This window comes from Microcoleus sp. B4-C2, from assembly GCF_036705265.1.
Lineage (GTDB): Bacteria > Cyanobacteriota > Cyanobacteriia > Cyanobacteriales > Microcoleaceae > Microcoleus.
The window spans coordinates 32,500-58,310 of record NZ_JAUBUB010000030.1 but is presented as its reverse complement, the minus strand read 5'-3'; the positions used below and the strand labels follow the sequence as shown (position 1 = coordinate 58,310).

Genomic DNA, 25,811 nt, shown 5'->3' with positions numbered 1-25,811 from the left:
AATTAAATCTGGCGCGTGCTCGTCAGCAAATAGCCTAGCCCCACTGGTTTACTCTTTTGACAATTAATCCACCCTGCGTGCCCGCCCTTGGCTAGGGGGGATCGGATTCTATGCAACCTCATAAAAAATTGGTATAACAGATTTAATATCAAAGTTATAAATTTTCATATTAGCGAGCGCTTTTTTAAAGCTTTCATGTTCTTCGCCTTTCTTCTAAAATTTTTGCTGTCATAGGTATCAACATCCTATTTGAAATATTACTAGCCCCTACCCAGCACAAACTAGGCAGGGGCATTCACTCACATTCTAACTTAATGAACTAGCTCGATCGCCCTTTTAGTCAACGCCTCAGCAGTCAACCCATTAAACGCCATCAACTGACCAGCACTAGCAGTAGTTTCCCCCCGCTTCCAAGCGAAAGTATCCCGCTTGCAATTGCTGCGGAGCATCACAGGTTCCAACATCCCAGAAGCACCGCCTGTCACGCCAATCAAGGCATCTCCGCCAAACATTTCGGCAAATTTCTCATCGCTCAAAAAGCCGCCGTCAGCTTCCGAACAAGTATCCCAAGCAACATCGCTAGCACGGTACAAACGCCGAGGATTCACAACAGAAACAATCCGCACTCCAATCCCTTCTGTTTCCAAAAATGCGGCTGCTTCAAACACTGGCATTAACGTCATGTCGCCAACAACTGCAAACACAACTGTCTTATCTCCTGCTATTTCGTGCAGCACTATTGCACCGTCTTGCAAACCTTGGCGAGTTTGTTCCAAAGTAGTGCGAATTGGCAGTGGCGACTTGCTTGCAGTAATCACAACTCCCTTATTTTTAGCAGTCAAAGCCCACTCGTAACAAGCTTGAATGCTGTTAGCATCCGGTGGAAACAAAGGAAACACATTTCCGTTCCGCATCATCGCCGCAAAATAAGCCTCAATTTCCGGCCGTTGGTGCGTCCAACCGTTGCGGCCTTGTTCCAATGCACCCGCTGTAAATAAGGTGACAGTTGCCGGAGTTGGACGGCGCAATTCGGCCATTGCTTGGGTTACAGTTTGCCAAATTGGTAAACCGTTGATGGCAAAAGATTCGTAGGAACACCACAAACTCCGCGCTCCGAATAGCGATAAACCTACGGCTAAACCAGCGCAAGCATCTTCGCTCAAAGGTTCGTAAACTTGACCGTTTGGCGATTGATTGTACAGGTCATCTGTCGTCGGGTGAATAATTTTGAGAGCTTGGTTGATATTGGCAATTGCCGATGCTTCATTGCCGTCAGCATTAGTCACAAGAAAAGTACGATCGCACTCGCCGACTTTCCCTACCAAACGTCCCATTGCTGTTGTCGAAATCTTCGCTTCTCCCCCAACTGCAAATTCTTCTAAAGGCAATTCGCCTAAATCTGCCAGCGGCAATGTAAACTCAGTAACAACTGTTTTAGCCGCCGGCCCGCCGCCCGCACGCTCGCAATTTGTCCGCACTAACTCCCAAGCAGCAGCAGTCAAAGCGCGCTCTTTTAAAGCACTGATAATGTGCGGAGCATCCAGTGTATCTTTCGGATAAAGGTTGTGAGATTTTGCTCCGCGCGCGTGAACCCCGGCCCCTTTCAACTGTTTGATAATAAACGCAGTTAATTTGCCACCGAGAGCAGATTTTGCCGCTTTGTCTACTCCTTGTAAAACAGCTTTGGTAAATGCCATCCGCTGTTCGAGCGAAAAAGCAGTGCTGTCCACATAATCTTCCGGTTGATTTTTATCGTCAAATTCCTTAGCATCAACTAAGATAACTTCTTCAAAACCGTTGCCTTGCCAATAAGCAATCATTTCAGCATTAGTTTTAGTCGAAACCATGCTGTGATGTTCCTGAGAATATCCGTTCCAAACCAACACAGGCAAAAAGTTAGTAACACTCGGATAAGCAGTGTGGAAATGCGCCATACTGCTCATCGGATAGGGTTCGCCCATGCCGCCGTCGCCCATTGTGAAAGCAAACAGTTTTTCGCGGTGCAAAAGCGCTCCAGCCATTGCGAAATGCTGCCCTTGTCCGAGGGGGCCGGCCGGTGCTAAAAGGCCGGGAATGAAACCGGAAAGATGTCCTAACAAACCGTCTTTTTCTCGGAATTTATCGCGTACTTGCTGCACGTTGAAAATTCCCATATCCTCCAAAGATCGATCGAGAAACATGGCGCTGTAAAAGCCGGGCGCGTGATGGCCGACTTCGGTGACAATGTTTTTGTGTCCGAGCATCACCAAAGCGGCATAGGCCTCAGCTTGGCTAGCAAAACCCCCCGGATGTCCCGATGCCTTGCTGGCGGTAACTTGTAGTGTCAGGTAGCGCAGGGCGTCTGCTCCCAGCATCGTTTGAAAGACGGCGACGGGATCGGCAGGATCGGCGATCGACTTGCTCCCCTCGGCGATCGCAGGTGTTTTCCCATAAGTATCAAAACCAGGGACTGTTTCAGAAAAATATTGAATGCCTTCGCAAAAAGCGGGCGTTGTTGACGTTGCCTGCGGGGTAGTTGCTGTCATGCTTGATACCGGAAAAATTTGAATTGGATTAATATAATAGTAATTTTATAGCTTCCGTGTTCCAAAAAATCATGAGTTCTATTAAGCTGTTGCGGCCTTTAAATTGTCTGTCAAAAAACAATCAAAGTCTTGTGGGGAGTAGGGGTTGAGCGTCCCGCCCGCCTCGAATATGCAATTTAAATGCGCGACAGCTTATGTCAGTGATAAATAAGTAAAATCTCTCAAATTTTCAGCTAATAAGTAGTTGTTTGAGAACCCGGAGTTTTTTAATAAATCCGGGTTCTGTGTTTACCCATTACTAATCCCTCTCAAATCTCAAATCGCCAATCTAAAATTGTTCCAGCCGTTCCCGCACATCGATATACAGCACAGTACCGCTTTCAGAAAGAGAAGGCACAGCTTTTTGATTCCGCAGCCAAACAAAAAAACTGCTAAGTGCAGGAGTCGGATCTTGATCGCGGCGCAGCGTGTAGATCAAACCTTCGCAAGGCCCATTAACGCGGCTAGTCGTGCAAATCGCTTTCTGGTTATTTACTATACCCACCGTCACATAATTTAGCTGTTTATTTCGGTTATAATTCTCAAGGCGCTGAGTCACTTGTTGGCAGCGAGTTAAAGGATCGTAGCCAGAACTAGAAAAGAAATTAGAATTCCAGCGAATCCAAGGCTCCCTGAACCCTTGCGGATTTTGATACACAGTCACCGGCTCGCCCGTGGAGGTATCGCATACAAATCCTCCATAACTCCGATTCGGCTGGTTTTGATCCGAGGCGCTGCTGAGAGAAAGATTGCTGAGAATGTCCCAGCCGTTACGCTTGTTTTGTGAAAGCAATGCCATAAAAGCATCGATCGGGATTGCCGCATTTAACCCCGTTTTTATCTCCTCAATCTGACCGTTCCACTGACTTCTAATTGTGCCAACAGTATCCCCCTGACCGTGAATTCCTATTACCCTGCCATCAGCATTAAATACAGGCCCGCCGCTCATCCCGCGCCTGGTTACAGCTTGGTAGCGCAGACGATACCCTGATGAGGCGCTGCCCAAGCGAGAAGAGATGATACCAGTAGTAAACTCAAGTTTTCGTTCAACTCCCGAAATTGGCAGCGGATAGCCAGAAACGTAAATAGCAGAACCAACAACAGCACGTTCTGACTCGCCCATTGGTGCTACTGGATACTGTTCTCGGCTCTGAAACTGGATCAAAGCCAAGTCTATATCCGTGTCATTTTTCGGTAGGCGCTGTATTCTAATCGCAGCATAATCCTTCTCTAAATGAGTGCGAATGCTGTATTTTTGAGCGAGGCTTGCCACTACATGATTAGCTGTCAAAACAGTGTAAATATTACCCTGTTTGGCAATAATTACTCCCGAACCACTAGCAAAAAAACCCAGCGTATTGTTGACTTCCACAGTTGTCAAGGTCGCTAGCTGGGCAATTTCTTCTGCTGTTTTGGCACAGGCAGCATATTGTTGACTGACAAGCGCCGTCACTGTTAATGCACCTGTCAAGATGATTGTCAGCGCGTCAAACCGCAAACTCCACACATTCATCGATAACTCCCTAGATGAAACGAGGCGAACTGCCAATATATACTAATTGGAATTCCCCAACTGGATTTAACCATTTTTTCCGATAATTCCGCTGTTGGTTCACTTCCCTCTTCAAAAGCATAAACGCAAAAATTTGGATCTCGATACTTGCCCCTACAGTTAATCCCAATCAAGAAACCTTTGGCATTAAAAATCGGGTCGCCACTCATACCGATTTTACCTCATTTGTATAGCCCAACCTATAACCTTGAGGCAAAGATTTGGCTAGCGGCACCGAAACGAAGCCCGCGTCAATCGATTTTAGATTTTAGATTTTAGATTTTAGAGGCGACCCCACGGATAAATGCGGGGGCTTGAGGATTTTCGATTTTCGATTGACTCCACGGATAAGTACCTACACAAAATTAATTACACATCCGACTTTGTTACTCTTTAGACGTATCAAGGGTTTTAAGTCAACTCAGTCGGCAATTATTAATTTTGTTTACCTACTTAAATCACGTGGCGGGTACCACCTTTGAAATTCGTGGTCAGCGAAACTCCTAACCTCAGCACCCCCAGGAAAGCCGACTGCCAACACTGGCTCAGACACCGCTCCGGGTTCAAGGCTGAATAGTGCTATTTTATACTCGATCGCGCTGCGAAACATAACGATCGCCCGATCGGTATTGCCCAGCCGCCTCAGAACTCCTAGCAGTGGGTGGAGGAGGCCGTCGTCGGTGACAAGTCCGATCGCCACAACCTGCTAGTTAGTGAGCACCGTATAGGTTTGGCCCTGCTGCCGGACGATCGTCCCGGAACCAGAAGATATTCCGGTCGGGATGCGTACCGCTGTTTGACCAAGAATTTCTTGATGGTACAAGCCCCCGGCTTGATCCGTGGAATCAATCCAAAATCTAAAATCTAAAATCCTCAAGCCCCCGAATTTATCCGTGGGGTCGCCTCCAAAATCCAAAATCTAAAATCTAAAATCTAAAATCGAATGACGCCCCAACTTTTCCACCTCAATCCTTGGAATTGGTGATGGGATGGAAAATTTGCCAATCTTTAAGGCTGTCCGAACGGTGGGGAAAAGAAGGCTGTTGCACCTCATCATCCGTGTTTTGCCCTAGCTTTTCCCTGACATCAATGTAAGGAATTTTACTGGTCTCATCAAAAGACGGCATCCCAACATATCCTTGGCGCCAAGCCAACAAATTATACAAAGAGCCGATCGGGTCCTGGCCGGGTCTGAGGGTATAAATCAAATTTTGACACCGCCCATTGACTTGATTCGCCGTGCAGATGACGTTCTGGCCGTTCATTTGGCCCGCAGTAATGTACTTAAGCATTCGTTGGCGGCGATAGGTTTCGAGGCGTTGACTCACTAATTGACACCGAGTTGCCGGATCGTAGCCAGAACTGGAGAAATAATCGGAAGTCCACTCAATCCAAGGCTCTACGGCACCTTTAGGGTTTTTGTACACCGTCACCGGCGCACCGGTCGAGGTGTTACACCAAAATCCACTTTCCCCCGGTGCTCGCCGACCGTAACTCGGTTCAGAAGCAACCGACAGGCCGCTGAGGGCGATCGCTGTTGCCACCAAAACTTTTGTCAATAATTGCTGTTTCATGATATTTTCACTCTTTATTTAGAGGATTCGGGACAAAAATCACCGAATGCTGAGATAACCCTCTTGACGCGCCTGTTCATTAAAGATCCGCTGACTTCGGAATAATGTTATTCGCGACTTGACCAGAAACCAGTTTTTTTACGAAAACACTTCGTTGCAGCCCTTATGCCTGGTTAAAAAACCCGGTTTCTTCGCTCTTGATGCGTAAGTTTTGATATTGTTCGCAACTTACCTTACGTATTCCTTCTAACCCCGCTTTCGACGGCGTTCACAAACCGCGCCGAAGGCGAGCTTAAAATACGCGCGCCAATCTGAATTCTGTCCTGATTACTACTAATAAAACTCAGGCTTTTACCAACCGGAAAGAGGCTTTTCACCTCAGACCTTGGAAGGGATCGAGTTGCAACGGTACATCACACCACTGACAAGGTATTTGATATCACTTACGAGCTGGGTCGCGAGTTCGATCTGCTGAGACAGGTAAACTGCTGGGCTACACCCTTGAGGGGTAAAACCCCTCTTACCTGATCTAACACTAAAATCCACGTATTAACAAGAACTCTTAACTTGTTTTCATCTCCGTACTGCGGGAAATACTTCTAAGTAAGTGTAATCAGGGTCTAAGTGCTTTCTACCACCAAAATTTACCCTCCATACACTGACGTTTAGTAGAGTATTAAAAACTATGAACCGTATCTGCAAACAGTTAGGATATTTAGGCGTTTGGTTAATTTTGATGGGCGGTAGCAGTTGTTCTAGCTCAGATGCAGCTACCTCAACCGAAAACCAGAGCCAACTCTCAGCAAGCGCCCGTCAGTTCCAACACCTACAGCTAACGGGAAATCAAATTGAGGCTCGATCGAGTCAATTAACGCAGCCTTCTAACTCTGTTGCCTCAGTTTTAGGCAGTGCTGCCCTCTCAGAAAATACTGTCACCGTTACGGTTTATAAGGTAGATAATTTGTGTCAAACTCTGAAGCCGGAAACAGTTACAGGCCCAGAGAACCAGTTAATGTCATCGGCGGTTAATGAAGTGTTAAAGCAGCAGATTTTCGATAGTCTTAGTTTGGCTGGCTATCGCCTCAAGATCGATCGCGACCTCGGAATAGCTACCGTGGATCTGCGAGCCTCCGGAAATTCGCGGCAGAAATTGCAAAATTTGTCCAGTTGTCAAATGTTAGGTTTGTTCGGGGGCGTGCGCCAAACTTTAACCAGTTATGCTCCTTGGCAAATCAAAACTGTTCGTTTTACAGAGCTTGGAGAGGATATTTTGAGCACAGTTCGAGAATAAGCGATTAAAATTATTGGAGATGGGAATTACACAATTCTCCCCTTAAAAACAAGGGTTGGGAGGGATTAAATAAACCTTCAAACCCTTTGAGGTTTTTTGATGCTGCTAAGTCCTGTGACCCAAACCCCGGTAATTCCTATGACACTACCTAACGGCCCCACAGATCCACCCTTTGTGCAGCTAATTCAATGGATCGGCGATCCCCTGACATTCATGGATAAATGTGCCAAACAATACGGCGACATTTTCACCGCTCAACTGAACAAGGGGAAACCATTGGTGATGATCCGCCACCCCCAAGCTGTCCAGGAGATGCTCAACAGCAACGCGTTTCACGCTCCAGGCCGCCTGAACAGCCTCCTCAAACCCTTGCTGGGAGAACAATCCATGTTTCTCCTCTCAGGAGAAAGGCACAAACGCCGGCGCCAATTATTGATGCCGCCCTTTCACGGCGAACGGATGCGGAATTACGGTCAACTAATTTGCGATATAGCTCAAGATGTTGCCAGCAAGTGGTCGGTCGATCGACCTTTTGTGGCCCGCAGCGCCATGCAGGAAGTCACCATGCGGGTAATCTTGCAGGCTGTCTTCGGCATGGATGACGGGCCGCGGTTACAAGCACTCAGGCCCTTACTTGCCTCAGTCGTCGATATGACCAACTCTCCCCTGCGATCGAGCATACTGTTTTTCGGCTGGATGCAGCAAGATTGGGGCTCTTGGAGTCCTTGGGGACGCATGAAACAGCGGCAGCGGAAAGTTGACGCACTCATCGACGCGGAAATTGAAGAACGCAGACAGCAACCAGACACCAGCCGCACCGACATTCTCAGCTTAATGATGGCCGCGCGCGACGAAAACGGGCAACCAATGACGAAGGAAGAATTGCGCGACGAGTTGATGACGCTGCTGCTGGCCGGCCACGAAACCACAGCAACGGCCCTAGCTTGGGCGTTTTACTGGATTCACAGTTTGCCCTCGGTGCGCCAGAAGTTGCTGCAAGAATTGGACAGTTTGGGGGAAAATCCCGACCCGATGGAGATTTTCCGCTTACCTTACCTGAGTGCTGTTTGTCAGGAGACGCTGCGAATTTACCCCGTGGCAATGCTGACGTTTTCGCGAGAAGTTCTCACGCCCGTGGAACTGATGGGATATCAACTCGAACCGGGCACGGTTGTCATCGCCTCGATTTATTTGACCCACAGACGGGAGGATTTGTATCCAGAACCCCTGCAATTTAAACCGGAACGGTTTTTGGAGAGGCAATTCTCGCCTTATGAGTATTTGCCCTTTGGAGGTGGCAGCCGCCGCTGTATCGGCTTGGCGCTGGCACAGTTGGAGATGAAACTGGTGCTGGCAACGATTTTGCGGGATTTTGACCTAGTATTGGCCGAGAAAAAGCCCGTACAGGCCAAACGCCGAGGGGTGACTTTAGGGCCTGCCGGGGGCGTGCGGATGGCCCTGCTGGGGCGGCGGATTCCGCAGCAGAAGCCTGAACCTGTTCTGAGTGGGGTTTAAAGTCGCAGCAGTTGCAGGGGGCGATCGAACTTTCAGCTTTGAGTGCAAACAATTTAGCGAGAAGGTGCGATCGTCCGCCAATGCCACCATTTTTTGTAGCACCCGCTACAGATAAATAGCTAGAATCCTTAACCTGTAAGCCTCCCCCCTCTCAATTTTCAAATTCTCAGTCTAAAATAATAGGAGCCTCGCAAACACAGCCTGAAAGCAAAAGTGGGTGATTGCAATAGTCCTCTTGATATCTCAAAAGCATCCCTGCCATACTTTAAAAACATATGCATACCCTGTTATTCAGCAAGGTCGGAAGCGTGTTGGCATTGCCACCAATCTTCCGGCCTCTTTATTTTTTGGGCTACTTCAGGCATTGGAGACAAGATGCAGAAGGCAAGGCAAAAATATAAATTCTCCCCCTGTCCCCCTCTGCCCCTCTCCCCAATGTAGAGCTTCTCCCTCTAATTCCAATAGAATCCGACAGCAAGTTTAAGGAATCACTAAGGAATAATTAATAACTTGTTAAATTATCTCCTTTGGCCCTTCTCTCAATCTTCTGTTTTCAGAAATTCTGACACCGAGACAGACTTCGGGAGACTCTCCATATCTTGAATTTCGCTTTCGTGGGCAAAAAACTCGACTTCTTTGTCGTCAATCTGGATTTGATAGCTAGCGGTAGCTGTCACAACCCGTCGCTTTTTTTTATCTTCTATTAAAACCCAACACACTACAGGTCTTACCCATCTCTCAACGTGCTGGCTTTGCTTGGTACTGCCAAAGGCATACCAGCCTTTAGCTTCAATAATCTGAAGCACTTTAAAATCGTTACTTGCCATATATTTCTATCGCGTTAACTTCAGTATTCTTCTTAGATAGAACGGCTAGCTTGCTAAGCATGGCAAAGGTTTGACTATCCCAAGCCACACTTTATAACCTGATTTTTTGTCAGGAAAAGCGGGTTGGGAGGGCCTTGTCTGCGTTGTTGCCTGCTAAATGTAGTGCGAGCTTTTTGTACTCTCCCACAATTACCGTAAAGTATCTATACCGCATCCTCAAAAAATATTCTCGCATTAGCCTCAACAGCAGCCAACTAGACCTTAGCTAGCTGCATCTAAGTGGATGCCAACTGCTTCTAACGCCTGGTTGGTGAGAGCGATCGGCATACAATCCTGTTAAGAGTTTTTGCTGCAATCAACTATCATCTTTACCCGATGGGGTAAAACTTAACTAGAGGTTGCCGCTTTCAATTCTAAGCCTCGGTGCGCCTAATTACTAATTAATTGTATGGTGTACTTGATAATTGCCAAACCGTCGATCGCACTCAACAGCCGTGTCTAACTCTTCGATTACCATCACCGTTAAACTGTTCGCCGCCTTCGGTGAAGCCTACGGCGTTTCGGAACTTACATTAGAACTTCCTCCCGAAACCCCAGTGTCTCAAGTGCTCGAAAGCTCGATCGCCCAATATCCTCAATTAGAACAATGGCGCGATCGCACCCGCTTCGGCCTCAACATGGAATTCGTCCCCCCCGACACCATCCTCCAAGACGGCGACGAAGTTGTACTCATCCCTCCCGTCAGCGGCGGGTAGGCGAAGTTGGTTCATCTGAAATGTTGCACCATTCTCAATAAGCTTTTTATGAACAGGCAAGATGCCTGTTCCACAAGAAAATTCATCTCTTGTGGAACAGGCATCTTGCCTGTTAAGCGAGAATGGTGCAATATCTCAGTTAATCAAAAATTCGAGGTTTTGTAGTTGTGTTCGATCGCACGACTGCCCAATTGTGCACCCAAAAAAGATTTATTAAGTTTTGTAACAATTTCGTCGGCAAATTATCCTTGAGATCGATCGGGCTGGCGTGCGGGCCTGAAAATCTGGATTAAGAACCCGATCCTGAAAACAACTCAAATCCTTGTGGTCTGGGCGTCCCGCCCGCCCAAATATCAAAGTTAAATACACCACTGTTTAATTGAAAAATCAATCCCGACTAAAAAAATCGGGTATGGTTGACGAGGTAAATTGACCGTGTTAATCTTGCACAAGACTAAGAAAACATCGCAAAACTAGAGAGTTGAGCTATGACCCAGGCCACCAGAACACAATCCACAGCAGCAACCTTCACAGCCCTCAAATGTAAAGAATGCGGCGAAGAGTACGAACTCCAAGCCAAGCACGTCTGCGATTGCTGTTTTGGCCCGCTTGAAGTCAAGTACGACTACGACGCCATCCGCCGCAGCGTCACTCGCCAAACCATCGCAGCCGGCCCCAACTCGATCTGGCGCTACCGCGCATTTTTACCAGTCGCTACAGATAACGTCATCGATGTCGGCACGGGGATGACTCCTCTATTAAAATCCCACCGCTTGGCGCGCCGCCTCGGTCTAAAAAATCTTTATATTAAAAACGATGCCGTCAATATGCCCACTCTCAGCTTTAAAGACAGAGTGGTGTCAGTCGCCCTCAGCAGAGCGAGAGAATTGGGTTTCACAACGGTATCCTGTGCCAGCACCGGCAATTTAGCTAACTCTACGGCTGCGATCGCCGCCCACGCCGGACTCGACTGCGTAGTCTTCATCCCCTCCGACTTAGAAGCAGGCAAAGTCCTCGGCACTCTGATTTACAATCCAACTGTCATGGCAGTTCACGGCAACTACGATCAAGTTAACCGTCTCTGTTGCGAAGTCGCCAATACACATGGCTGGGGATTTGTCAATATCAACTTGCGTCCCTACTATTCCGAAGGCTCAAAAACCCTCGGTTACGAAGTTGCCGAACAGCTAGGCTGGCAATTGCCCGATCACATCGTCGCTCCCCTCGCCTCCGGCTCTTTGTTCACAAAGATTTACAAAGGCTTTAATGAATTCATCGAAGTCGGTTTAGTGGACGAAAAGAAAGTCAGATTCAGCGGTGCCCAAGCTGACGGCTGTTCCCCCATCGCCCAAGCCTTCCGCGAAGGCCGTGATTTCGTCAAACCGGTGAAACCGAATACAATTGCTAAGTCGATCGCGATCGGCAATCCAGCCGACGGTATGTACGCCTTGGAAATCGCCCGCAAAACAGGCGGCAACATTGAATCCGTCAGCGACACCGAAATCATCGAAGGCATGAAACTGCTAGCAGAAACTGAAGGCATATTCACTGAAACCGCAGGCGGCACCACAATCGCAGTCTTGAAGAAACTCGTAGAAGCAGGTAAAATCAATCCCGATGAAACCACAGTCGTTTACATCACCGGCAACGGTTTGAAAACGCAAGAAGCAGTTCAAGGCTACATCGGCGAACCTATCACCCTCGAACCGAAACTAGAAGCATTCGAGCGCGCCCTAGAACGCGCCCGCACGCTCGAACGCCTAGAATGGCAACAAGTTTCGGTTTAATAAATAGTCATTAGTCATCAGTCATTAGTCATTAGTTATTAGTTATTAAGCTGTTGACTACTGACTGAGGACTACTGATTAATAGTCATCAGTCATTAGTCATTAGTTATTAGTTATTAAGCTACTGACTACTGACTACTGACTACTGACTACTGACTACTGACTACTGACTACTGACTAAGGACTAAAAAAATGACCGTCAAAGTTTTAATTCCAACCCCCCTGCAAAAATTTACCAACAATCAAGCCACCATCGAATGCGCCGGCGATAACATTTCCGAATTAATTGAATCGCTGGAAACCAATTGTCCCGGCATCAAAAAAAGCCTGTGCGACGAAAAGGGAGAACCCCGCCGATTTCTCAACTTCTACGTCAACAGCGAAGACATCCGCTTTTTGGATGGCTCAAACACAGCCCTCCAAGATGGCGATGAAGTCAGCATTGTTCCTGCTGTTGCTGGTGGCTGATTAATTTTCAAATAAACGCAAGTGAACGCAGATAGTTATTTAAATCTATCTGCGTTCATTTGTGTTTATTTACGGTTTAAAAACTACTCCTTCGCTAAGCTGTTCGGCATTTAAAGGGCTTGCGTAAGGTGCGTCAGCATCTAAGGTTTTCCGTTTCAGCGTAAGGGTTATAAGCTGACGCACCCTACTAGCCTCGTTACTGGTTTAAATGCTCCACAGCTTAACCGAGAAAATCCTACAAATCCCGGATTAGGTAAGGAATGAGAATTAAATAACTTACAATTTTAATTGTTATTGTGGGATGGGCGTCCCGCCCGTCCTTTTTGGACGGGCGGGACGCCATCCCACAATCTTGTGGAAGTTATTTAATTCTCATTTCTTATATCTAGGCTGGTAGTTGCGCTTGGGTACCCAAGCGCAACTACCAAACCTAAAACTCCTTTCTTTGTTCGCAGTGCGTCCGAGAATTATCCTACTAGGAAGCTGCCCTTGCAGCAGTCCGGGGACGGCGCCGGCCCGTCACCTGATTGGCAGGAGATGGCAAGGATGGGGATGATGGCGATGACGGCGATGATTGCGATGATTGCGAGGATAATAGCTTAGGTGCTTCCAGGGCACCTGGAGATACTGCTGCTTTTTCCGATCGCACTGCTTCTTCAGGAATTTGCATCAGGAATACCAGCAACGGATTGCTTTGCAGTTCCCGGCGCATCACTCGCTGAATAGCCTTTTCTATTTGCGTTTGCACTCCTACCCAGTCAACATCAACTTGTGAGTCTGAAGTAGCAGGTTTTACAAATTCTGACCAACGATCGCTCAAAACTGTTTCAATGGTTTGAGTGATTAATTTGATCACCTCTGCGCGATCGGCTGATGTCACTACGCCTTTCAAGTGAACTTCTGGTTTGGCAACTAATTTGCCTTCCCAATTCAAAGCCGCCGCTACAGTTACAACGCCATCTCCGGCCAACTGCTGACGTTCCTTGAGGACGCTAGCTTTGACAACGCCCGATCTAGAAGCATCTACCAATTCAATTCCTGAAGGCACTTGGCCAGCAACTCGTATCGAATTTTCGGTCAATTCTACGACATCGCCGTTATCAATAACCACCATATTGCTAGCGGGAATGCCCATGCTTTGAGCCGTCTTGGAGTGCTGGATCAGCATCCGGTGTTCCCCGTGAACCGGCAAGAAGAACTTGGGACGAGTCATGTTAATCATTAACTTTTGGTCTTCTTGACAACCGTGGCCGGAAACGTGAATGCCTTTGTCGCGGCCGTAAACCACGTGTGCTCCTAGCATCATCAGTTTATCGATCGTGTTTACCACTGCGATCGTATTTCCGGGAATCGGATTAGCTGAGAAAATGACAGTATCGCCTTTTCTGATTTTCAGTTCGTGATGTTCGCCGTTAGCAATGCGAGTCATCGCCGCCATCGGTTCGCCTTGGGAACCTGTAGTTAAAATCAGCACCTTGTCTTCTGCCAAATTGCGGATTTCTTTCAGCGGTTTGAAAATACTATCTTCGCATTTGATGTAGCCAAGATTGCGGCAGTGAGCGATGACGTTAAGCATCGACCGGCCAACCACTCCGACATACCGATTGTTTTTCTTAGCCAAGTCCAAAACAATTTGCAATCGGTGTACCGACGAAGCAAAAGTCGTCAGCATTATCCGTCCCGGTGCTTGAGCGATAATTCTGTCTAAATTCGGCGCCACAGAACTTTCCGAAGCGGTAAAACCGGGAACTTCCGAGTTAGTAGAATCGCTGATCAAGCACAGCACGCCTCTCTCGCCGTACTCCGCCAGCTTTTGCAAATCAAAATGCTCGCCGTCTACAGGAGTGTGGTCAATTTTAAAGTCTCCGGTGTGGATCACAATTCCGACGGGAGTGTGAATTGCCACCGTAAAACTGTCGGCCATCGAGTGAGTGTTGCGGATGTATTCGACTAAGAAATTCTTGCCAATTCTGACAGTATCCCTGGGTCTAACCGTTCTCAATTCAGTGCGGTGAGACACTCCGGCTTCTTCGAGTTTTCCGGCTAGCAAAGCCATCGCCAAACGCGGGCCGTAGATGACTGGAATTTCAAATTGTTTGAGGTGATAAGGGATACCACCTATGTGGTCTTCGTGACCGTGAGTCACGATCATACCTTTAATTTTGTGGCTGTTTTCCCGCAGGTAAGTCATGTCGGGAAGGACAATATTTACCCCGTGCATTCCATCTGTCGGGAACGCTAAACCGGCATCTAAAAGAATGATTTCGTCGCCGTACTCGAACACACAAGTGTTTTTACCGATTTCGTGCAGCCCGCCGAGGGGAATAACTTTTAGAGCAGATGCAGTTGTATTTTTGATCATGCGTATCCTTTGTTAGTTATTTTTGTTATTGGTCTGTGGTCTATGGTCTGTCGTCTTTCGTCTTTCGTCTACGGTTCGTTGGTAGGGCGATATTTTTCCAAATATTTATGGAAAAATCCCTGGCGGGTTTTACTCTCCCGTACAGTCAGTTGTCTTTGGCCTTCATTCTTCTATCTTCAGTCTTTAATCCTTGACTGTTAGCTACTTACTAACACTTAATTACTAATGACTGATAACTCAGAACTAATGACTGATAACAACCAATATTCAGTTGTCTGAAAACTCGTTCTCGCTCGTCTAGCTAGCTGATACTGCTGCTAGCTGACTCAGTACGTCCTTTAACTTTTGAGTTACCTCAACGGGCGGATCGCACAGGGGCGGACGGGTGGAGCCGACATCCCAGCCTTGAAGCTTGAGAGCTGTCTTGACGGGAATGGGATTTGTGGTGAGAAAAAGAGCTTTAAACAGGTCAAAAAGTTGCAAGTGAATCTGGGTAGCGACTTGAACTTGACCGGCCTCGAAAGCTTTGATCATCTGTTGCAGTTGTTCTCCTACCAGATGGCTGGCTACGCTAACTACACCAGATCCTCCTACCGCCAACATTGGCAAAGTTAGGGAATCATCTCCAGAATAGATGGCAAATTCAGGGGATGTCAAGCACCGAATTTGACTTGCTTGATCCAAGTTGCCACTTGCTTCTTTTACGGCCACAATGTTGGGAATTTGGGCCAATCGAGCCACCGTCTCCGGCAACATATTCTGACCAGTGCGACCGGGGATGTTATATAACATTATAGGCAATTCTGGAGCAGATTGCGCGATCGCCCGAAAATGATTATATAAACCTTCTTGCGGGGGTTTGTTGTAATAAGGAACCACCTGCAAACAACCGTCTAACCCTAGTTTAGCTGCTTTTTGGGTAGCTGCGACTGCTTCTGAAGTAGAATTCGATCCGGCTCCGGCGATTACCAACGCCTTACCGGCCACCGCCTTTTGTACCACCTGAAATAATTCGTACTCTTCATCCCAGGTCATAGTGGGAGACTCGCCAGTAGTGCCGCACACTACCAAGCTATCTGTACCGCGATCGGCTAAATGAACTGCCAATTGTTCTGCTACCGCATAGTTAACGCTGCCGTCTTCCTTAAACGGCGTAATCATTGCAGTCAGAACCCGTCCAAACTTTACCACACTTTCTCCGATTTTAGACTGTTGATGTTTGATTTTAAATTTTTGATTTCAGATGAAAGGTTTATCTAAAATCCCCAATTTCAATTTCCTAATTGCCAGGGTTCCCCCTAATTAGAAGCCGCCGCCACTTGGGTTCGCAACAATTTTTTTTGGACTAGCAACTCAGCTATCTGCACCGCATTTAAAGCCGCCCCTTTGCGAATTTGATCGCCCGACAGCCACATCTCCAACCCGCAGGGGTGAGAAATATCTTGGCGAATCCTGCCGACTAACACGTCATCCTTACCGCTGGCTTCTGCGGGCATCGGGAAATAATTAGCTTGCCAGTCTTCTACCAGCTTAACCCCGCTTGCCTGCTTTAAGATTTCCCTGGCCTCGATCGCGCTAAAAGGCTCTGCAAACTCTAGATTAATCGCTTCCGAATGAGCCCGCAGTACGGGAACCCGCACACAAGTTGCCGTAATTTTAATCTCGTCCGTACCAAATATCTTCCGAGTTTCGTTTACCATTTTCATTTCTTCTTCACAATACCCCAAATCGTTAATCGGGGTGTTGTGCGGAAACAAATTAAATGCTAACGGGTAGGGAAATATATCTGTTTTGGGAGTTTCTCCCTGCAAAATTGCTCTTGCTTGAGCTTTCATTTCCTCCATTGCCCTGGCCCCCGCCCCGCTGGCAGACTGGTAAGTTGCTACAACGATGCGCTGTATCGGCCTAACTTTGTGAAGTGGCCAAACGGCAACCGCCATCAAAATAGTCGTGCAGTTGGGATTTGCAATTATACCTCGGTGAGCTGCTGCCGCTTGGGGATTGACTTCGGGAACCACTAGCGGTACCGTCGCATCCATGCGGAAAGCGCTAGAATTGTCAATTACCACTGCCCCGGCTGCCACAGCTTGCGGAGCCCATAATTTAGAAGTAGAGCCGCCGGCAGAGGCGAGCACCAAATCTACATTATCAAAAGATCGCGCCGAAACTGCTTCGACCGGCAGCATCTCGCCACCAAAAGGCAAAGTTGTGCCTGCTGAACGTTCCGAAGCCAGCAGCTTCAAGTTAGAAATCGGAAAACTCCGGCTGTGCAAGAGTTCTAGCAACTCGGCCCCGACTGCGCCGGTAGCTCCTAAAATGGCAACTCGATAGGATTGAGACAAATTAGTTTCCTCCACAAATTAAAGTCTAAAGGATCGAAATCAAAAATTTAAATAACTGCAATTCTCAATATCAAACTTAATTAATGTTATGCGATATCAGGAGCATGAGAGGATAGCAATGGTGCAGTTAACCTAAAAGGGCGATCGAACTTCCCGATCGATCCGTGCGATCGTACCCAATGCCAGTTTAGCATCTTTTGCCACTCGCCCACGCCCAATCCGCATCCGGTTAAGTTTTGCGATATATCTGCATTTTCGCAGGCGCATCCATTGACTTTGACTGGCCGCAGAGACCGGCAAGATTGACATCACAGGGCGATATGTGCTATGGTGCATCGGCAATTAGTGGACTTAACCTCCACATTCCTAGCAAAAGCTAGTATCCTCAAACCCAAACTATTTGGCAAGAGCCAAAAAAGTAGCCGGCAATGACTTACAGTCTCATCCGGTAAAGGTGTTGTAGTTGTGCCGTTACGAGTCAAAGCGTACAAAATTAAAATGCAGGCAAAGTCAGATTTGTATGTATTTTATCAAGGAAATTGGGTCTAAAACCCTGTCCTTCTAGGACGGCTTTAATTTCTTAAATCCCTTCCTAAAAGTCAGGAAATTTCTAGTATTCTAGAGTAGTCAAGGTTAAACTCCTGCGCCCTAGTGCATAAAAACAGTTAACGACACACTTTGGCGCGTAAACCGGGGGACAAAGAGCGGCGAAAACTCTATAAACAGCTAGGGGCTTAACACAGTTCCTTTAACCAGAGAAACAAACTATTTAGTCTTGTTAAGTAGGGTAGGGCATACCCGAACTCTAGGTAAATATCCTAGTACGCTTTTGGAGATAGACCAAGAGGGATGACTGCGAATCAGGCTCGTTAATTGGTAGGATTTCTACGGTTAAAAAGTTTGAGGATTGCCGAAAGGACGCAACATTTTAAGGTCAGTCGCTGAATTAAGAATCCCTGACCTAAAGGACAGGGAGTGTCAATACACTATTGTTAAATATCAAAAAAGCCGATGAAAGTAACCCAGGAAAAACTTCCAGCTAGCCAAATTGGTCTGGAAATCGAAGTACCGTCAGAAAAGTCAAAACAAGCTTACGAGCAAGTAATTAAACAATTTGCTCGCGAGGTTAGTATTCCTGGGTTCCGCAAAGGCAAAGTTCCCCGTCAAGTTTTGCTACAGCGCCTAGGCCAGAGTCGTTTGAAGGCGACGGCTTTGGAAAATTTGATTAATGATTCCCTGCAAAAAGCCCTCGAACAAGAAAAAATTGCGGCAATTGGCAGTTTTGAACTTCGCACCGAGTTTGAAGAATTACTAGAGAAGTTCGATCCAGAACAGCCTCTGATTTTTTCGGCGAAGGTTGATGTACAACCCGAAGTGAAAATGGGTCAGTACACAGGTTTGCAGCTTCAAGCAGAAGAAGCTAAGTATGATGAGGGTCAGGTAGATGAGGTATTGGCAAAATATCGATCGGACAAAGCTACTTTAATCCCCGTAGAAGGCCGGCCGGCTCAGTTGGGAGACACGGCTTTGGTTGATTTCGCCGGCAGATTTGCGGAAGCACCAGAAGGCGAAACTCCCGCAGAAATTCCCGGTGGCGAAGCAGAAGACTTCCAAGTAGAATTGTCGGAAAATCAGTTTGTACCGGGCTTTATCCAAGGCATGATCGGGATGAATCCAGGAGAAACGAGAGAAGTTTCTGTACAGTTCCCCGAAGAGTATAGCAGTGAAGAATTAGCCGGAAAACCAGCAGTCTTTACGATTACCCTCAAAGAACTTAAGGAAAAAGAATTGCCGGAGTTGGACGACGACTTCGCCCAAGAAGTCAGCGAGTTTGAAACCTTAGCAGAACTGCGCGAATCGCTCGAAACTCGGTTTAAAGCAGACCAAGAAAACAAGACATCAGCTAATAAGGAAAAAGCTATATCAGCAGCCCTTGTGCAGCTAATAGAAGTGGAAATTCCCGAAACAATGCTCGATCGCGAAATCGATTATTTGTTGAATCAACAAGCCCTCCAATTGAAAAATTACGGCATAGATATCAACCAACTGTTTACCGAAGAAAATATGGGGCCGATGCGGGAACGCTCGCGCCCGGAAGCAATCGAGCGCCTCAAGCAGAATTTAGCTCTGGCAGAAGTAGCCAAGCTGGAATCCTTATCTGTTGAACCAGCAGAAGTAAAAGCAGAAGTAGCAAAAATCAGAAAGCAGTTTCCCAAAGGAGATTTTGACCCCCAAAGGTTGCAGGAATTTGTAGCAGAAGACTTGCTCAAACAAAAAACCCTGAAATGGTTGGAAGAAAAAGGAACAATCGAACTCGTACCTGAAGGCTCACTGACTCCTGCAGCAGCAGAAGAATCAGAAGAATCGGACGCTGAAGATTCAGCAGAAGCAGCCACGAGCGTTGAAGTGGAAGTCGTAGGCGAAGAATAGGGCGCAGAATCAAAGTAGTAGGGACAGCGCACGCCAGCCCTTCTTCGTGTAAACAAACACGTTAAACCCGCAGTCCGGCAGGGGTTTAAACCCCTGCCTCAAAGCGCAAGTCCTCGCTATGAGGACTGAATAATTCATTAGTCCTCATAGCGAGGACTTTAGCTATAAGCCCCGTGGAATTGATTCCCTGGCGGACTAGCGGGCCCACTGGTGGACTTGGCAGGCTGAAAGCTTAAGTGGACACTAATTGGCTCTTGGAGTGTCCCTAGGGCGGGGATCGGGGGTATCTGAAGTGCGATCGAATTTTACGTTCACTGTCGAACTACTGTTGAATTTGAGTTAAATAGTCACAAGATTTTTGCTCGACTATGCCCTGTTTGGCCAATGCCCAATTCCCCATTCCCCCCATATCTGTTCAGAAGAGGCATAATAGTTAAAAGCTGGCGGCTTAATTTAAAGCTTTCATCAGCAGCAGCAAATTGTCTAGAATCCTTGACTGGTGTCTTATGGTTGTATCTCAATCTTCCAATTACCTAATTACAAGCTATAACGATTTTGATGTCAGTTCCAGCCCCAGCAATGTAGTGCCGATGGTGCTAGAACAGTCGGGGATGGGCGAGCGGGCCTTTGACATTTACTCGCGCTTGCTGCGGGAGCGAATTGTGTTTTTAGGAACTCCCGTAACCGACGAAGTTGCTGACTCAATAGTGGCTCAGCTATTGTATCTAGATGCCGAAGACCCAGAAAAAGATGTCCAAATGTACATTAATTCCCCCGGCGGCTCGGTGACTGCCGGCATGGCAATTTATGACACAATGCAGCAAATCCGCCCGGATGTGGTGACGATTTGTTACGGTTTGGCAGCGAGTATGGGCGCATTTCTGCTGACAGCAGGAGCTCACGGTAAGCGGATGTCTCTTCCGAGTTCCCGGATTATGATTCACCAGCCGCTTGGAGGCGCTCAAGGTCAAGCAGTTGATATTGAGATTCAAGCCAAAGAAATCCTTTATCATAAGCGTAAGCTGAATCAACTGCTAGCGCACCACACAGGTCAACCGATCGACAAATTAGAGGCGGATACAGAGCGCGACTTTTTTATGTCAGCCGAGGAAGCCAAAAATTACGGTTTGGTCGATCGAGTTATCGAAAAGGAAAACCTTCCGACGGCGGGAGAGAATGTCACTGCACTGAATTAAGAGGCTGTTATGTCTAAGTACGACTCCCATCTAAAATGTTCGTTTTGTGGCAAGTCTCAAGAGCAAGTACGCAAGTTGATCGCAGGGCCCGGGGTGTATATCTGCGACGAATGCGTAGACTTGTGCAATGAAATTTTAGATGAGGAGTTGTTTGATTCGAGTGCAGTACCCGCAGCGGCGGTGGCCCCGAAGCAGGAAACGACGCAAAAGCGCCGCGCTACTTCGGGCAAAAGTATGTCGCTGAGCCAAATTCCGAAGCCGAGGGAAATTAAAAATTATCTCGACGAAAATGCGATCGGGCAAGATGAGGCGAAAAAGGTGCTCTCGGTGGCAGTTTACAACCACTACAAGCGCCTCAGCTTTATCCATGCCAAAAATAGCGGCAAGCACCCGCCGGAAGAAGTAGAACTGCAAAAATCGAATATTTTGTTAATCGGGCCGACGGGCTGCGGAAAAACTCTGCTGGCTCAGACTTTGGCAGATATGCTAGACGTGCCCTTTGCGGTGGCTGACGCGACGACGCTGACGGAAGCGGGCTATGTCGGGGAAGATGTGGAAAATATTTTGCTGCGGCTGCTGCAAGTGGCAGATATGGACGTGGAAGAGGCGCAGCGCGGAATTATTTATATTGATGAAATTGACAAAATAGCCCGCAAGAGCGAAAATCCTTCGATTACGCGGGATGTTTCTGGGGAAGGCGTGCAGCAGGCGCTGCTGAAAATGCTGGAGGGGACGATCGCCAATGTACCTCCCCAAGGCGGGCGCAAGCATCCCTATCAAGACTGCATCCAAATTGATACCAGCAATATCATGTTTATCTGCGGGGGCGCTTTTGTCGGTCTAGAGAAAGTGATAGAGCAGAGAACGGGCAAAAAGTCAATGGGCTTTATTCAGCCCGGAGAAGCTCAGCCGAAGGAAAAGCGGGCTGCTGATGTACTCAAGCAACTGGAACCGGATGATTTGGTGAAGTTTGGGATGATTCCTGAGTTTATCGGGCGGGTGCCGGTGGCGGCGGTGTTGGAACCGCTGGATGAGGAAACGCTGATGGCGATTTTGACGGAGCCCCGAAATGCTTTGGTTAAGCAGTATCAAAAGCTGCTGAAGATGGATAATGTGCAGTTGGACTTTAAGCCAGAGGCGATTCGGGCGATCGCCCAGGAAGCATACCGCCGCAAAACTGGAGCACGGGCGCTGCGGGGAATTGTCGAAGAATTGATGTTGGATGTGATGTACGAGTTGCCGTCGCGCAAGGATGTCGCCCGGTGTACGATTACTAAGGAAATGGTCGAGAAGCGATCGACGGCTGAGTTGTTGGTACTTCCCTCTTCCCTACCCAAGCCAGAGTCAGCTTAAAAGTAGATATTCACAATCACTAGGTGACTATAATTCAACCTAAAACTTTTAGGGTATTAAGAAACCTGGAAGGGCGGCCACTCTTAGCAGCGCCCCTACTAAAAAAACCGGGTTTCTCGGTTTTTTTTAGTGATCTTTTTTTTAGTGATCTATAGCAATCATCGCATCATTTGTGAATTTCTTACTCCCTCCCCTTGGTAAGGGGAGGGTTGGGGTGGGGTAAAAAATTTACGACTCCTGCAAGGATTGCTATCATTACCAATCTATAAAATCATCCTCACCTAACTCAGAAGATAACTCTGGAAAATCCGGTTCCGATTCCAATCTAAAAGTTTCCGACTCCCAAATCTCCAAGTCATCCGACAAATCGACTACTTGCCCGTCAAACATATCAGCCCATTGCCTAGCCCTATTCGCGACATCTCGCGCGTCATCACGCACCGCTATAGCCTGAGCGTTAAAGTCAGTTTGAGAGTCTGTAGAACCGTTGGTGGGCGATCGCGATTCGGAAATTGCCGGCACATTAACAGCGGTATTTTCAGTCGCAGGCGGGTGTTTTTGTTCTTCTCTACCCTTCCCCAAAAAATCATCTGTAATCTCAGAAGCCGCCGACTTCTGCACCTGTTGGCCCGCATCATCCGCAGGATGAGAATTGCTGGCATTTTCGCCACCACGTCCGTTAGAAGTTGGCAAATTCTTGGTGCGGGAACTATTAGTTTCAGCGGGATTTGTCAAGCCCACCTTTACTGTTACTCGACGGTTAAAAATTTGCAAAAAAGCTTCTGCAATATTAGCTACTTTGTCTTTAACCATATTGAGCAACGGCTGCGAACTAATCTTAACATAAGCAGTATCATTGCTAAAAATTACTAGCTGTCCATGTTGACGAAGCAGCGATTGAGTTCCATGGGGCCGCACGCGGTCAAGTACCTGTTCCCACACTCGATTTAAATCGATTTCATCGCCTGAATTAGCCGGGGAATAATTTGTTTGATTCGTTTCCGCAGTTGGTGCAGGTGCGGGAATTGCAGCAGGAGGTGTGCTTTCTATTCGATTAGCCACAGGCGGCGAAGTCGGCGGAGAATTTTGCGAATTGGGAACAGAAGATTGTTCAATATTAGATGTTTGACTTCCTCCCGATTGTAGGGGCGGTGCCCCCGTGCCCGCCCTTGGTTGGGGGGGGTAATTTTGTGGTGGTTGAGCAACATTTTTCGCTGGTTCGGCTGTTGGTTGCTGCTGAGTTCTAATTGCTGATGGCAATAATCCCAACAGCGTTACTTCCAGCCACAAACGCGGCTGAGTGGTGTTTTTAATTTGCACTTCGTGGGTTTGCAAATGTTTCTGACCTGCCAAAATCAACTCCGCATCCCAATGGCGGGCAAAATCCCCCAGTTTTTCCCAAGTGGCCGATGTTAAAGCTACTAAATCTGACCGTTTCGGGGCAGCTTTGGCTATTAGCAAATCTCGGTAAAAGCTCGCGAGACTTTGCAGCACGATTAGCGGTTCTCGGCCGCGATCCATTAGGTGACGAGTCATGTCTATTAGTGCTGTAGCATTATCTTTATCAATAGCTTGCAGCAAATCCATTAAATCATTTTCAGGAACTGCACCGACTAAATCCCAAACTTTTTCGACTGTTACTTGACCTGGAAATAAGCTCAGTTGGTCGAGCAAACTTTCGGCATCTCGCAGACCTCCTTGGGCGATTTGAGCAACCATTTGTACTGCATCACTGGCAATATTGATGTTTTCTAATTGGGCAATTTTGTGCAAGTGAGCAATCATTGCTTCGAGGGGGATGCGGCGAAAGTCAAATTTTTGGCACCGAGAAATAATAGTTGGTAATACTCTTTGTGGGTCGGTTGTGGCGAGGACGAATACAACGCGATCGGGCGGCTCTTCTAAGGTTTTTAATAAGGCATTAAATGCCTGGGTACTGAGCATATGAACTTCGTCGATTACATATACTTTATAGCGGCACTGTACGGGCGAAAATTGAGCTCGTTCGATCAAATCCCGAATGTTATCTACTCCGGTGTTGCTGGCGGCGTCAATTTCGATGACATCTAGTGTGGAACCTCGGGCAATTTCTTGGCAAACGTTGCATTTGCCACAGGGTGTGGGGGTGGGGGCTACCGTAGAAATACAGTTGAGGGATTTGGCGAAAATTCGGGCACTGGAGGTTTTACCGGTGCCTCTGGGGCCGGTGAATAGATATGCTGGTGCTATGCGCTCTTGTAGGATGGCGCTGGTGAGGGTTTGGGCGATCGCCTCTTGACCGACTAATTCGGCAAATGTCTGAGGGCGATATTTGTGGTGCAGGGGTTCGTAGGTCACGATCGAATATTGGTGGTATTAGCTGTAATCTTAGCTAAGGAGACGTTGTTCGATCGCAAAGAGAGCTCGACTCTCACAGCAAGCCGCCCGGTGGGCTTGCACGGGGGGAGTGAGCCAACAGTAGGAATTAGCACTCTTCAATGTCCGCCCCTCGATCGTCCGGGCGATCGACTGTTCTGCTTGATGTTTTCCGCAGCTCGCTTCCAGAGTTAGTATTAATTTATGTGTATTTCTTTTTATTTTTCTAGAAAAGGAGACCCCCGAACCAACATTTTTTTTAGCTGTATTGGTATAATATCTTACAGACAATTCACCATTTCTATTGGCCAGTACCAGCGCACGATTTTCCGATATTTCGGAAACCTGCTTGCAGTTAAAGATAAAGTATTAATTAGAGGGTGCGTGCTCCAGTTGCAGAAATCCAGTTGTACCAAGATGATGGTGGAATGATGTCAATGTTGGTTGATCCAGTTGCACTACCAGCTCTACTCTGGAGTCCTGTATAAATATAGCGTCAAATTTTACCCTTTAAAAGCCCATGTCAACCCAAATAATCCTTGTAGAACCAAGGTTGGCAGTAGCCTCTCCCAAACCTAAACAGGCTAAACCTGGAGATCCGTCCTCAGACCAACTCTTCATGGGAGCGTCGGGATTACTGTTGTTATTGCTTATCGGTTTAGCTGTGTTTACCAAGCTAAAACTCGACGATTTGAGCAAAAAGCTCAAGTTTGAGGAGTTTAGAAATCGAGAACTCCAGAAAAAATACAAAATGGCTCTGGAAACCATGTCAAAGATGGAAAAGAATCCCGACCTTATCCACTCGCGAGACTTTAATTTAGACTACCTGAGAATGCGAATGGCGGAAGAAGTCTTTCACTTTGCCATTGTGAATCAGATTAAGGTAAAAGTCAAAGAGAAAATTAGTATTGCCCTGCGTCCGACTCAGGCTGCAGTGGGAGATAAAAACGGGAATGCCGGCAGTGGCAGGCAAGTGGATTCGATGTTTGATATCGAATACGAAACTGGCGATCCGGCGGTAAAAATAGAAAAACGAGTGCTGTTTCGGATTCAAATTAAGCTGATGAAACTGCCGACTCAGGCTACATCAGCGACAATTAATCAAATTATTGACTGTTTGGAAACTTATCTGAGTCCTTCAGACGACCACGACAGTTGGCAGCCGACAATTCAAGGTCGCATCGTTCATATTGAGTGGGATCAAAAAGCCAAGCCGACGCCGATGTTGGTGCTGGAACAGTCGAATGAAGGGGTGAATGTTACCTTTAGGACTACGAGAACGCCTGCGGGCCGACCTGCAAATGACCTTGAGAGCCAGTTGACAGGAGCGAAAGGCCAAAAAAACGGCAAAAGTAGTTCTAAAACTCCAGCCAAAGGTGCAACAAAAAGTCCTGCCAAGGTAGGAGGAAAGCGTCCCGGTTCTCGGAAATAAGTTGAGGT

At 47.4% G+C, this 25,811-nt stretch carries 21 protein-coding genes; 11 read left to right on the top strand and 10 right to left on the bottom strand.

Translation table 11 applies throughout. The features are described 5' to 3' along the window. Positions 1–311 precede the first annotated feature (311 nt). The 4 genes from QUB20_RS11825 to QUB20_RS11810 form a co-directional block, all read right to left on the bottom strand. Positions 312–2,525 carry a phosphoketolase gene (locus tag QUB20_RS11825; protein WP_333246278.1) on the bottom strand — a complete coding sequence of 738 codons (2,214 nt, stop codon included), beginning with the start codon at positions 2,523–2,525 and terminating at the stop codon, positions 312–314. A 328-nt stretch (positions 2,526–2,853) separates the two neighbouring features. Next, positions 2,854–4,077, bottom strand: coding sequence for a COP23 domain-containing protein (locus QUB20_RS11820; RefSeq protein WP_333054773.1), 1,224 nt, complete (start codon positions 4,075–4,077; stop codon positions 2,854–2,856). Positions 4,078–4,561: 484 nt separating this feature from the next. Further along, positions 4,562–4,816 carry a hypothetical protein gene (locus tag QUB20_RS11815; RefSeq protein ID WP_333246276.1) on the bottom strand — a complete coding sequence of 85 codons (255 nt, stop codon included), beginning with the start codon at positions 4,814–4,816 and terminating at the stop codon, positions 4,562–4,564. Between the two features lie 265 nt (positions 4,817–5,081). After that, positions 5,082–5,690: a COP23 domain-containing protein gene (locus QUB20_RS11810; protein WP_333246273.1), complete on the bottom strand. Its 609-nt coding sequence runs from the start codon at positions 5,688–5,690 to the stop codon at positions 5,082–5,084. Between the two features lie 685 nt (positions 5,691–6,375). On the opposite strand from QUB20_RS11810, the gene QUB20_RS11805 reads away from it, so the two are divergent. Both QUB20_RS11805 and QUB20_RS11800 read left to right on the top strand, forming a co-directional pair. Next, a complete protein-coding gene (locus tag QUB20_RS11805; RefSeq protein WP_333246271.1) occupies positions 6,376–6,981 on the top strand; it encodes a hypothetical protein in 606 nt (201 codons plus the stop codon). 138 nt (positions 6,982–7,119) lie between these two features. Next, positions 7,120–8,496 carry a cytochrome P450 gene (locus QUB20_RS11800; RefSeq protein ID WP_333246269.1) on the top strand — a complete coding sequence of 459 codons (1,377 nt, stop codon included), beginning with the start codon at positions 7,120–7,122 and terminating at the stop codon, positions 8,494–8,496. A gap of 539 nt (positions 8,497–9,035) precedes the next feature. Here the strand turns inward: QUB20_RS11800 and QUB20_RS11795 are convergent. Continuing rightward, positions 9,036–9,323, bottom strand: a complete 288-nt coding sequence (locus QUB20_RS11795) for a hypothetical protein (RefSeq protein ID WP_333246267.1) — start codon at positions 9,321–9,323, stop codon at positions 9,036–9,038. A 494-nt stretch (positions 9,324–9,817) separates the two neighbouring features. Between QUB20_RS11795 and QUB20_RS11790 the strand changes: the two genes are divergently transcribed. From QUB20_RS11790 to QUB20_RS11775, 4 genes are all read left to right on the top strand, one after another. After that, the gene (locus QUB20_RS11790; protein ID WP_333238006.1) at positions 9,818–10,078 is read left to right on the top strand and encodes a MoaD/ThiS family protein; all 261 of its coding nucleotides are present in this window, start codon (positions 9,818–9,820) and stop codon (positions 10,076–10,078) included. A gap of 61 nt (positions 10,079–10,139) precedes the next feature. Continuing rightward, entirely contained in the window at positions 10,140–10,295 is a 156-nt protein-coding gene (locus tag QUB20_RS11785; protein ID WP_333291369.1) for a hypothetical protein, read from the top strand. 271 nt (positions 10,296–10,566) lie between these two features. Beyond that, positions 10,567–11,865 (top strand): threonine synthase, encoded by a 1,299-nt coding sequence (gene thrC, locus QUB20_RS11780; protein ID WP_333238003.1) that lies wholly within the window; start codon positions 10,567–10,569, stop codon positions 11,863–11,865. Between the two features lie 192 nt (positions 11,866–12,057). Continuing rightward, a complete protein-coding gene (locus QUB20_RS11775) occupies positions 12,058–12,333 on the top strand; it encodes a MoaD/ThiS family protein (protein WP_333054763.1) in 276 nt (91 codons plus the stop codon). 475 nt (positions 12,334–12,808) lie between these two features. Here the strand turns inward: QUB20_RS11775 and QUB20_RS11770 are convergent, their stop codons facing one another. From QUB20_RS11770 to QUB20_RS11755, 4 genes are all read right to left on the bottom strand, one after another. Beyond that, on the bottom strand, positions 12,809–14,695 hold the full coding sequence (locus tag QUB20_RS11770) for a ribonuclease J (protein ID WP_333246264.1): 1,887 nt from the start codon (positions 14,693–14,695) through the stop codon (positions 12,809–12,811). Positions 14,696–14,992: 297 nt separating this feature from the next. Next, positions 14,993–15,886, bottom strand: coding sequence for a 4-hydroxy-tetrahydrodipicolinate synthase (dapA, locus tag QUB20_RS11765; RefSeq protein WP_333054761.1), 894 nt, complete (start codon positions 15,884–15,886; stop codon positions 14,993–14,995). 107 nt (positions 15,887–15,993) lie between these two features. Beyond that, complete coding sequence (locus QUB20_RS11760; RefSeq protein WP_333246262.1) at positions 15,994–17,037, bottom strand: aspartate-semialdehyde dehydrogenase; 1,044 nt, start codon at positions 17,035–17,037, stop codon at positions 15,994–15,996. 132 nt (positions 17,038–17,169) lie between these two features. After that, the gene (locus QUB20_RS11755) at positions 17,170–17,373 is read right to left on the bottom strand and encodes a hypothetical protein (RefSeq protein ID WP_333291365.1); all 204 of its coding nucleotides are present in this window, start codon (positions 17,371–17,373) and stop codon (positions 17,170–17,172) included. Between the two features lie 675 nt (positions 17,374–18,048). Between QUB20_RS11755 and tig the strand changes: the two genes are divergently transcribed. From tig to clpX, 3 genes are all read left to right on the top strand, one after another. After that, on the top strand, positions 18,049–19,467 hold the full coding sequence (tig, locus tag QUB20_RS11750; RefSeq protein ID WP_333246260.1) for a trigger factor: 1,419 nt from the start codon (positions 18,049–18,051) through the stop codon (positions 19,465–19,467). 506 nt (positions 19,468–19,973) lie between these two features. Then, positions 19,974–20,663, top strand: a complete 690-nt coding sequence (clpP, locus tag QUB20_RS11745) for an ATP-dependent Clp endopeptidase proteolytic subunit ClpP (RefSeq protein WP_333045253.1) — start codon at positions 19,974–19,976, stop codon at positions 20,661–20,663. Positions 20,664–20,672: 9 nt separating this feature from the next. Further along, the gene (gene clpX / locus QUB20_RS11740) at positions 20,673–22,016 is read left to right on the top strand and encodes an ATP-dependent protease ATP-binding subunit ClpX (protein WP_333103398.1); all 1,344 of its coding nucleotides are present in this window, start codon (positions 20,673–20,675) and stop codon (positions 22,014–22,016) included. A 255-nt stretch (positions 22,017–22,271) separates the two neighbouring features. Here the strand turns inward: clpX and QUB20_RS11735 are convergent, their stop codons facing one another. Continuing rightward, on the bottom strand, positions 22,272–24,353 hold the full coding sequence (locus tag QUB20_RS11735) for a DNA polymerase III subunit gamma/tau (protein ID WP_333246257.1): 2,082 nt from the start codon (positions 24,351–24,353) through the stop codon (positions 22,272–22,274). Between QUB20_RS11735 and QUB20_RS11730 the strand changes: the two genes are divergently transcribed. Continuing rightward, on the top strand, positions 24,333–24,566 hold the full coding sequence (locus tag QUB20_RS11730) for a hypothetical protein (RefSeq protein WP_333054756.1): 234 nt from the start codon (positions 24,333–24,335) through the stop codon (positions 24,564–24,566). The genes QUB20_RS11735 and QUB20_RS11730 overlap by 21 nt on opposite strands. A 325-nt stretch (positions 24,567–24,891) precedes the next feature. Beyond that, positions 24,892–25,803 carry a hypothetical protein gene (locus QUB20_RS11725; RefSeq protein WP_333054755.1) on the top strand — a complete coding sequence of 304 codons (912 nt, stop codon included), beginning with the start codon at positions 24,892–24,894 and terminating at the stop codon, positions 25,801–25,803. The last annotated feature ends 8 nt before the right edge of the window (positions 25,804–25,811 follow it).

Excerpts from the sequence above, each read along its gene's own strand:
- QUB20_RS11825 (WP_333246278.1), bottom strand. The coding sequence starts at position 2,525 with ATGACAGCAACTACCCCGCAGGCAACGTCAACAACGCCCGCTTTTTGC.
- QUB20_RS11820 (WP_333054773.1), bottom strand. The coding sequence starts at position 4,077 with ATGAATGTGTGGAGTTTGCGGTTTGACGCGCTGACAATCATCTTGACA.
- QUB20_RS11810 (WP_333246273.1), bottom strand. The coding sequence starts at position 5,690 with ATGAAACAGCAATTATTGACAAAAGTTTTGGTGGCAACAGCGATCGCC.
- QUB20_RS11805 (WP_333246271.1), top strand. The coding sequence starts at position 6,376 with ATGAACCGTATCTGCAAACAGTTAGGATATTTAGGCGTTTGGTTAATT.
- QUB20_RS11800 (WP_333246269.1), top strand. The coding sequence starts at position 7,120 with ATGACACTACCTAACGGCCCCACAGATCCACCCTTTGTGCAGCTAATT.
- QUB20_RS11795 (WP_333246267.1), bottom strand. The coding sequence starts at position 9,323 with ATGGCAAGTAACGATTTTAAAGTGCTTCAGATTATTGAAGCTAAAGGC.
- QUB20_RS11785 (WP_333291369.1), top strand. The coding sequence starts at position 10,140 with ATGCCTGTTCCACAAGAAAATTCATCTCTTGTGGAACAGGCATCTTGC.
- thrC (WP_333238003.1), top strand. The coding sequence starts at position 10,567 with ATGACCCAGGCCACCAGAACACAATCCACAGCAGCAACCTTCACAGCC.
- QUB20_RS11775 (WP_333054763.1), top strand. The coding sequence starts at position 12,058 with ATGACCGTCAAAGTTTTAATTCCAACCCCCCTGCAAAAATTTACCAAC.
- QUB20_RS11770 (WP_333246264.1), bottom strand. The coding sequence starts at position 14,695 with ATGATCAAAAATACAACTGCATCTGCTCTAAAAGTTATTCCCCTCGGC.
- QUB20_RS11755 (WP_333291365.1), bottom strand. The coding sequence starts at position 17,373 with ATGCACCATAGCACATATCGCCCTGTGATGTCAATCTTGCCGGTCTCT.
- tig (WP_333246260.1), top strand. The coding sequence starts at position 18,049 with ATGAAAGTAACCCAGGAAAAACTTCCAGCTAGCCAAATTGGTCTGGAA.
- clpP (WP_333045253.1), top strand. The coding sequence starts at position 19,974 with ATGGTTGTATCTCAATCTTCCAATTACCTAATTACAAGCTATAACGAT.
- clpX (WP_333103398.1), top strand. The coding sequence starts at position 20,673 with ATGTCTAAGTACGACTCCCATCTAAAATGTTCGTTTTGTGGCAAGTCT.
- QUB20_RS11725 (WP_333054755.1), top strand. The coding sequence starts at position 24,892 with ATGTCAACCCAAATAATCCTTGTAGAACCAAGGTTGGCAGTAGCCTCT.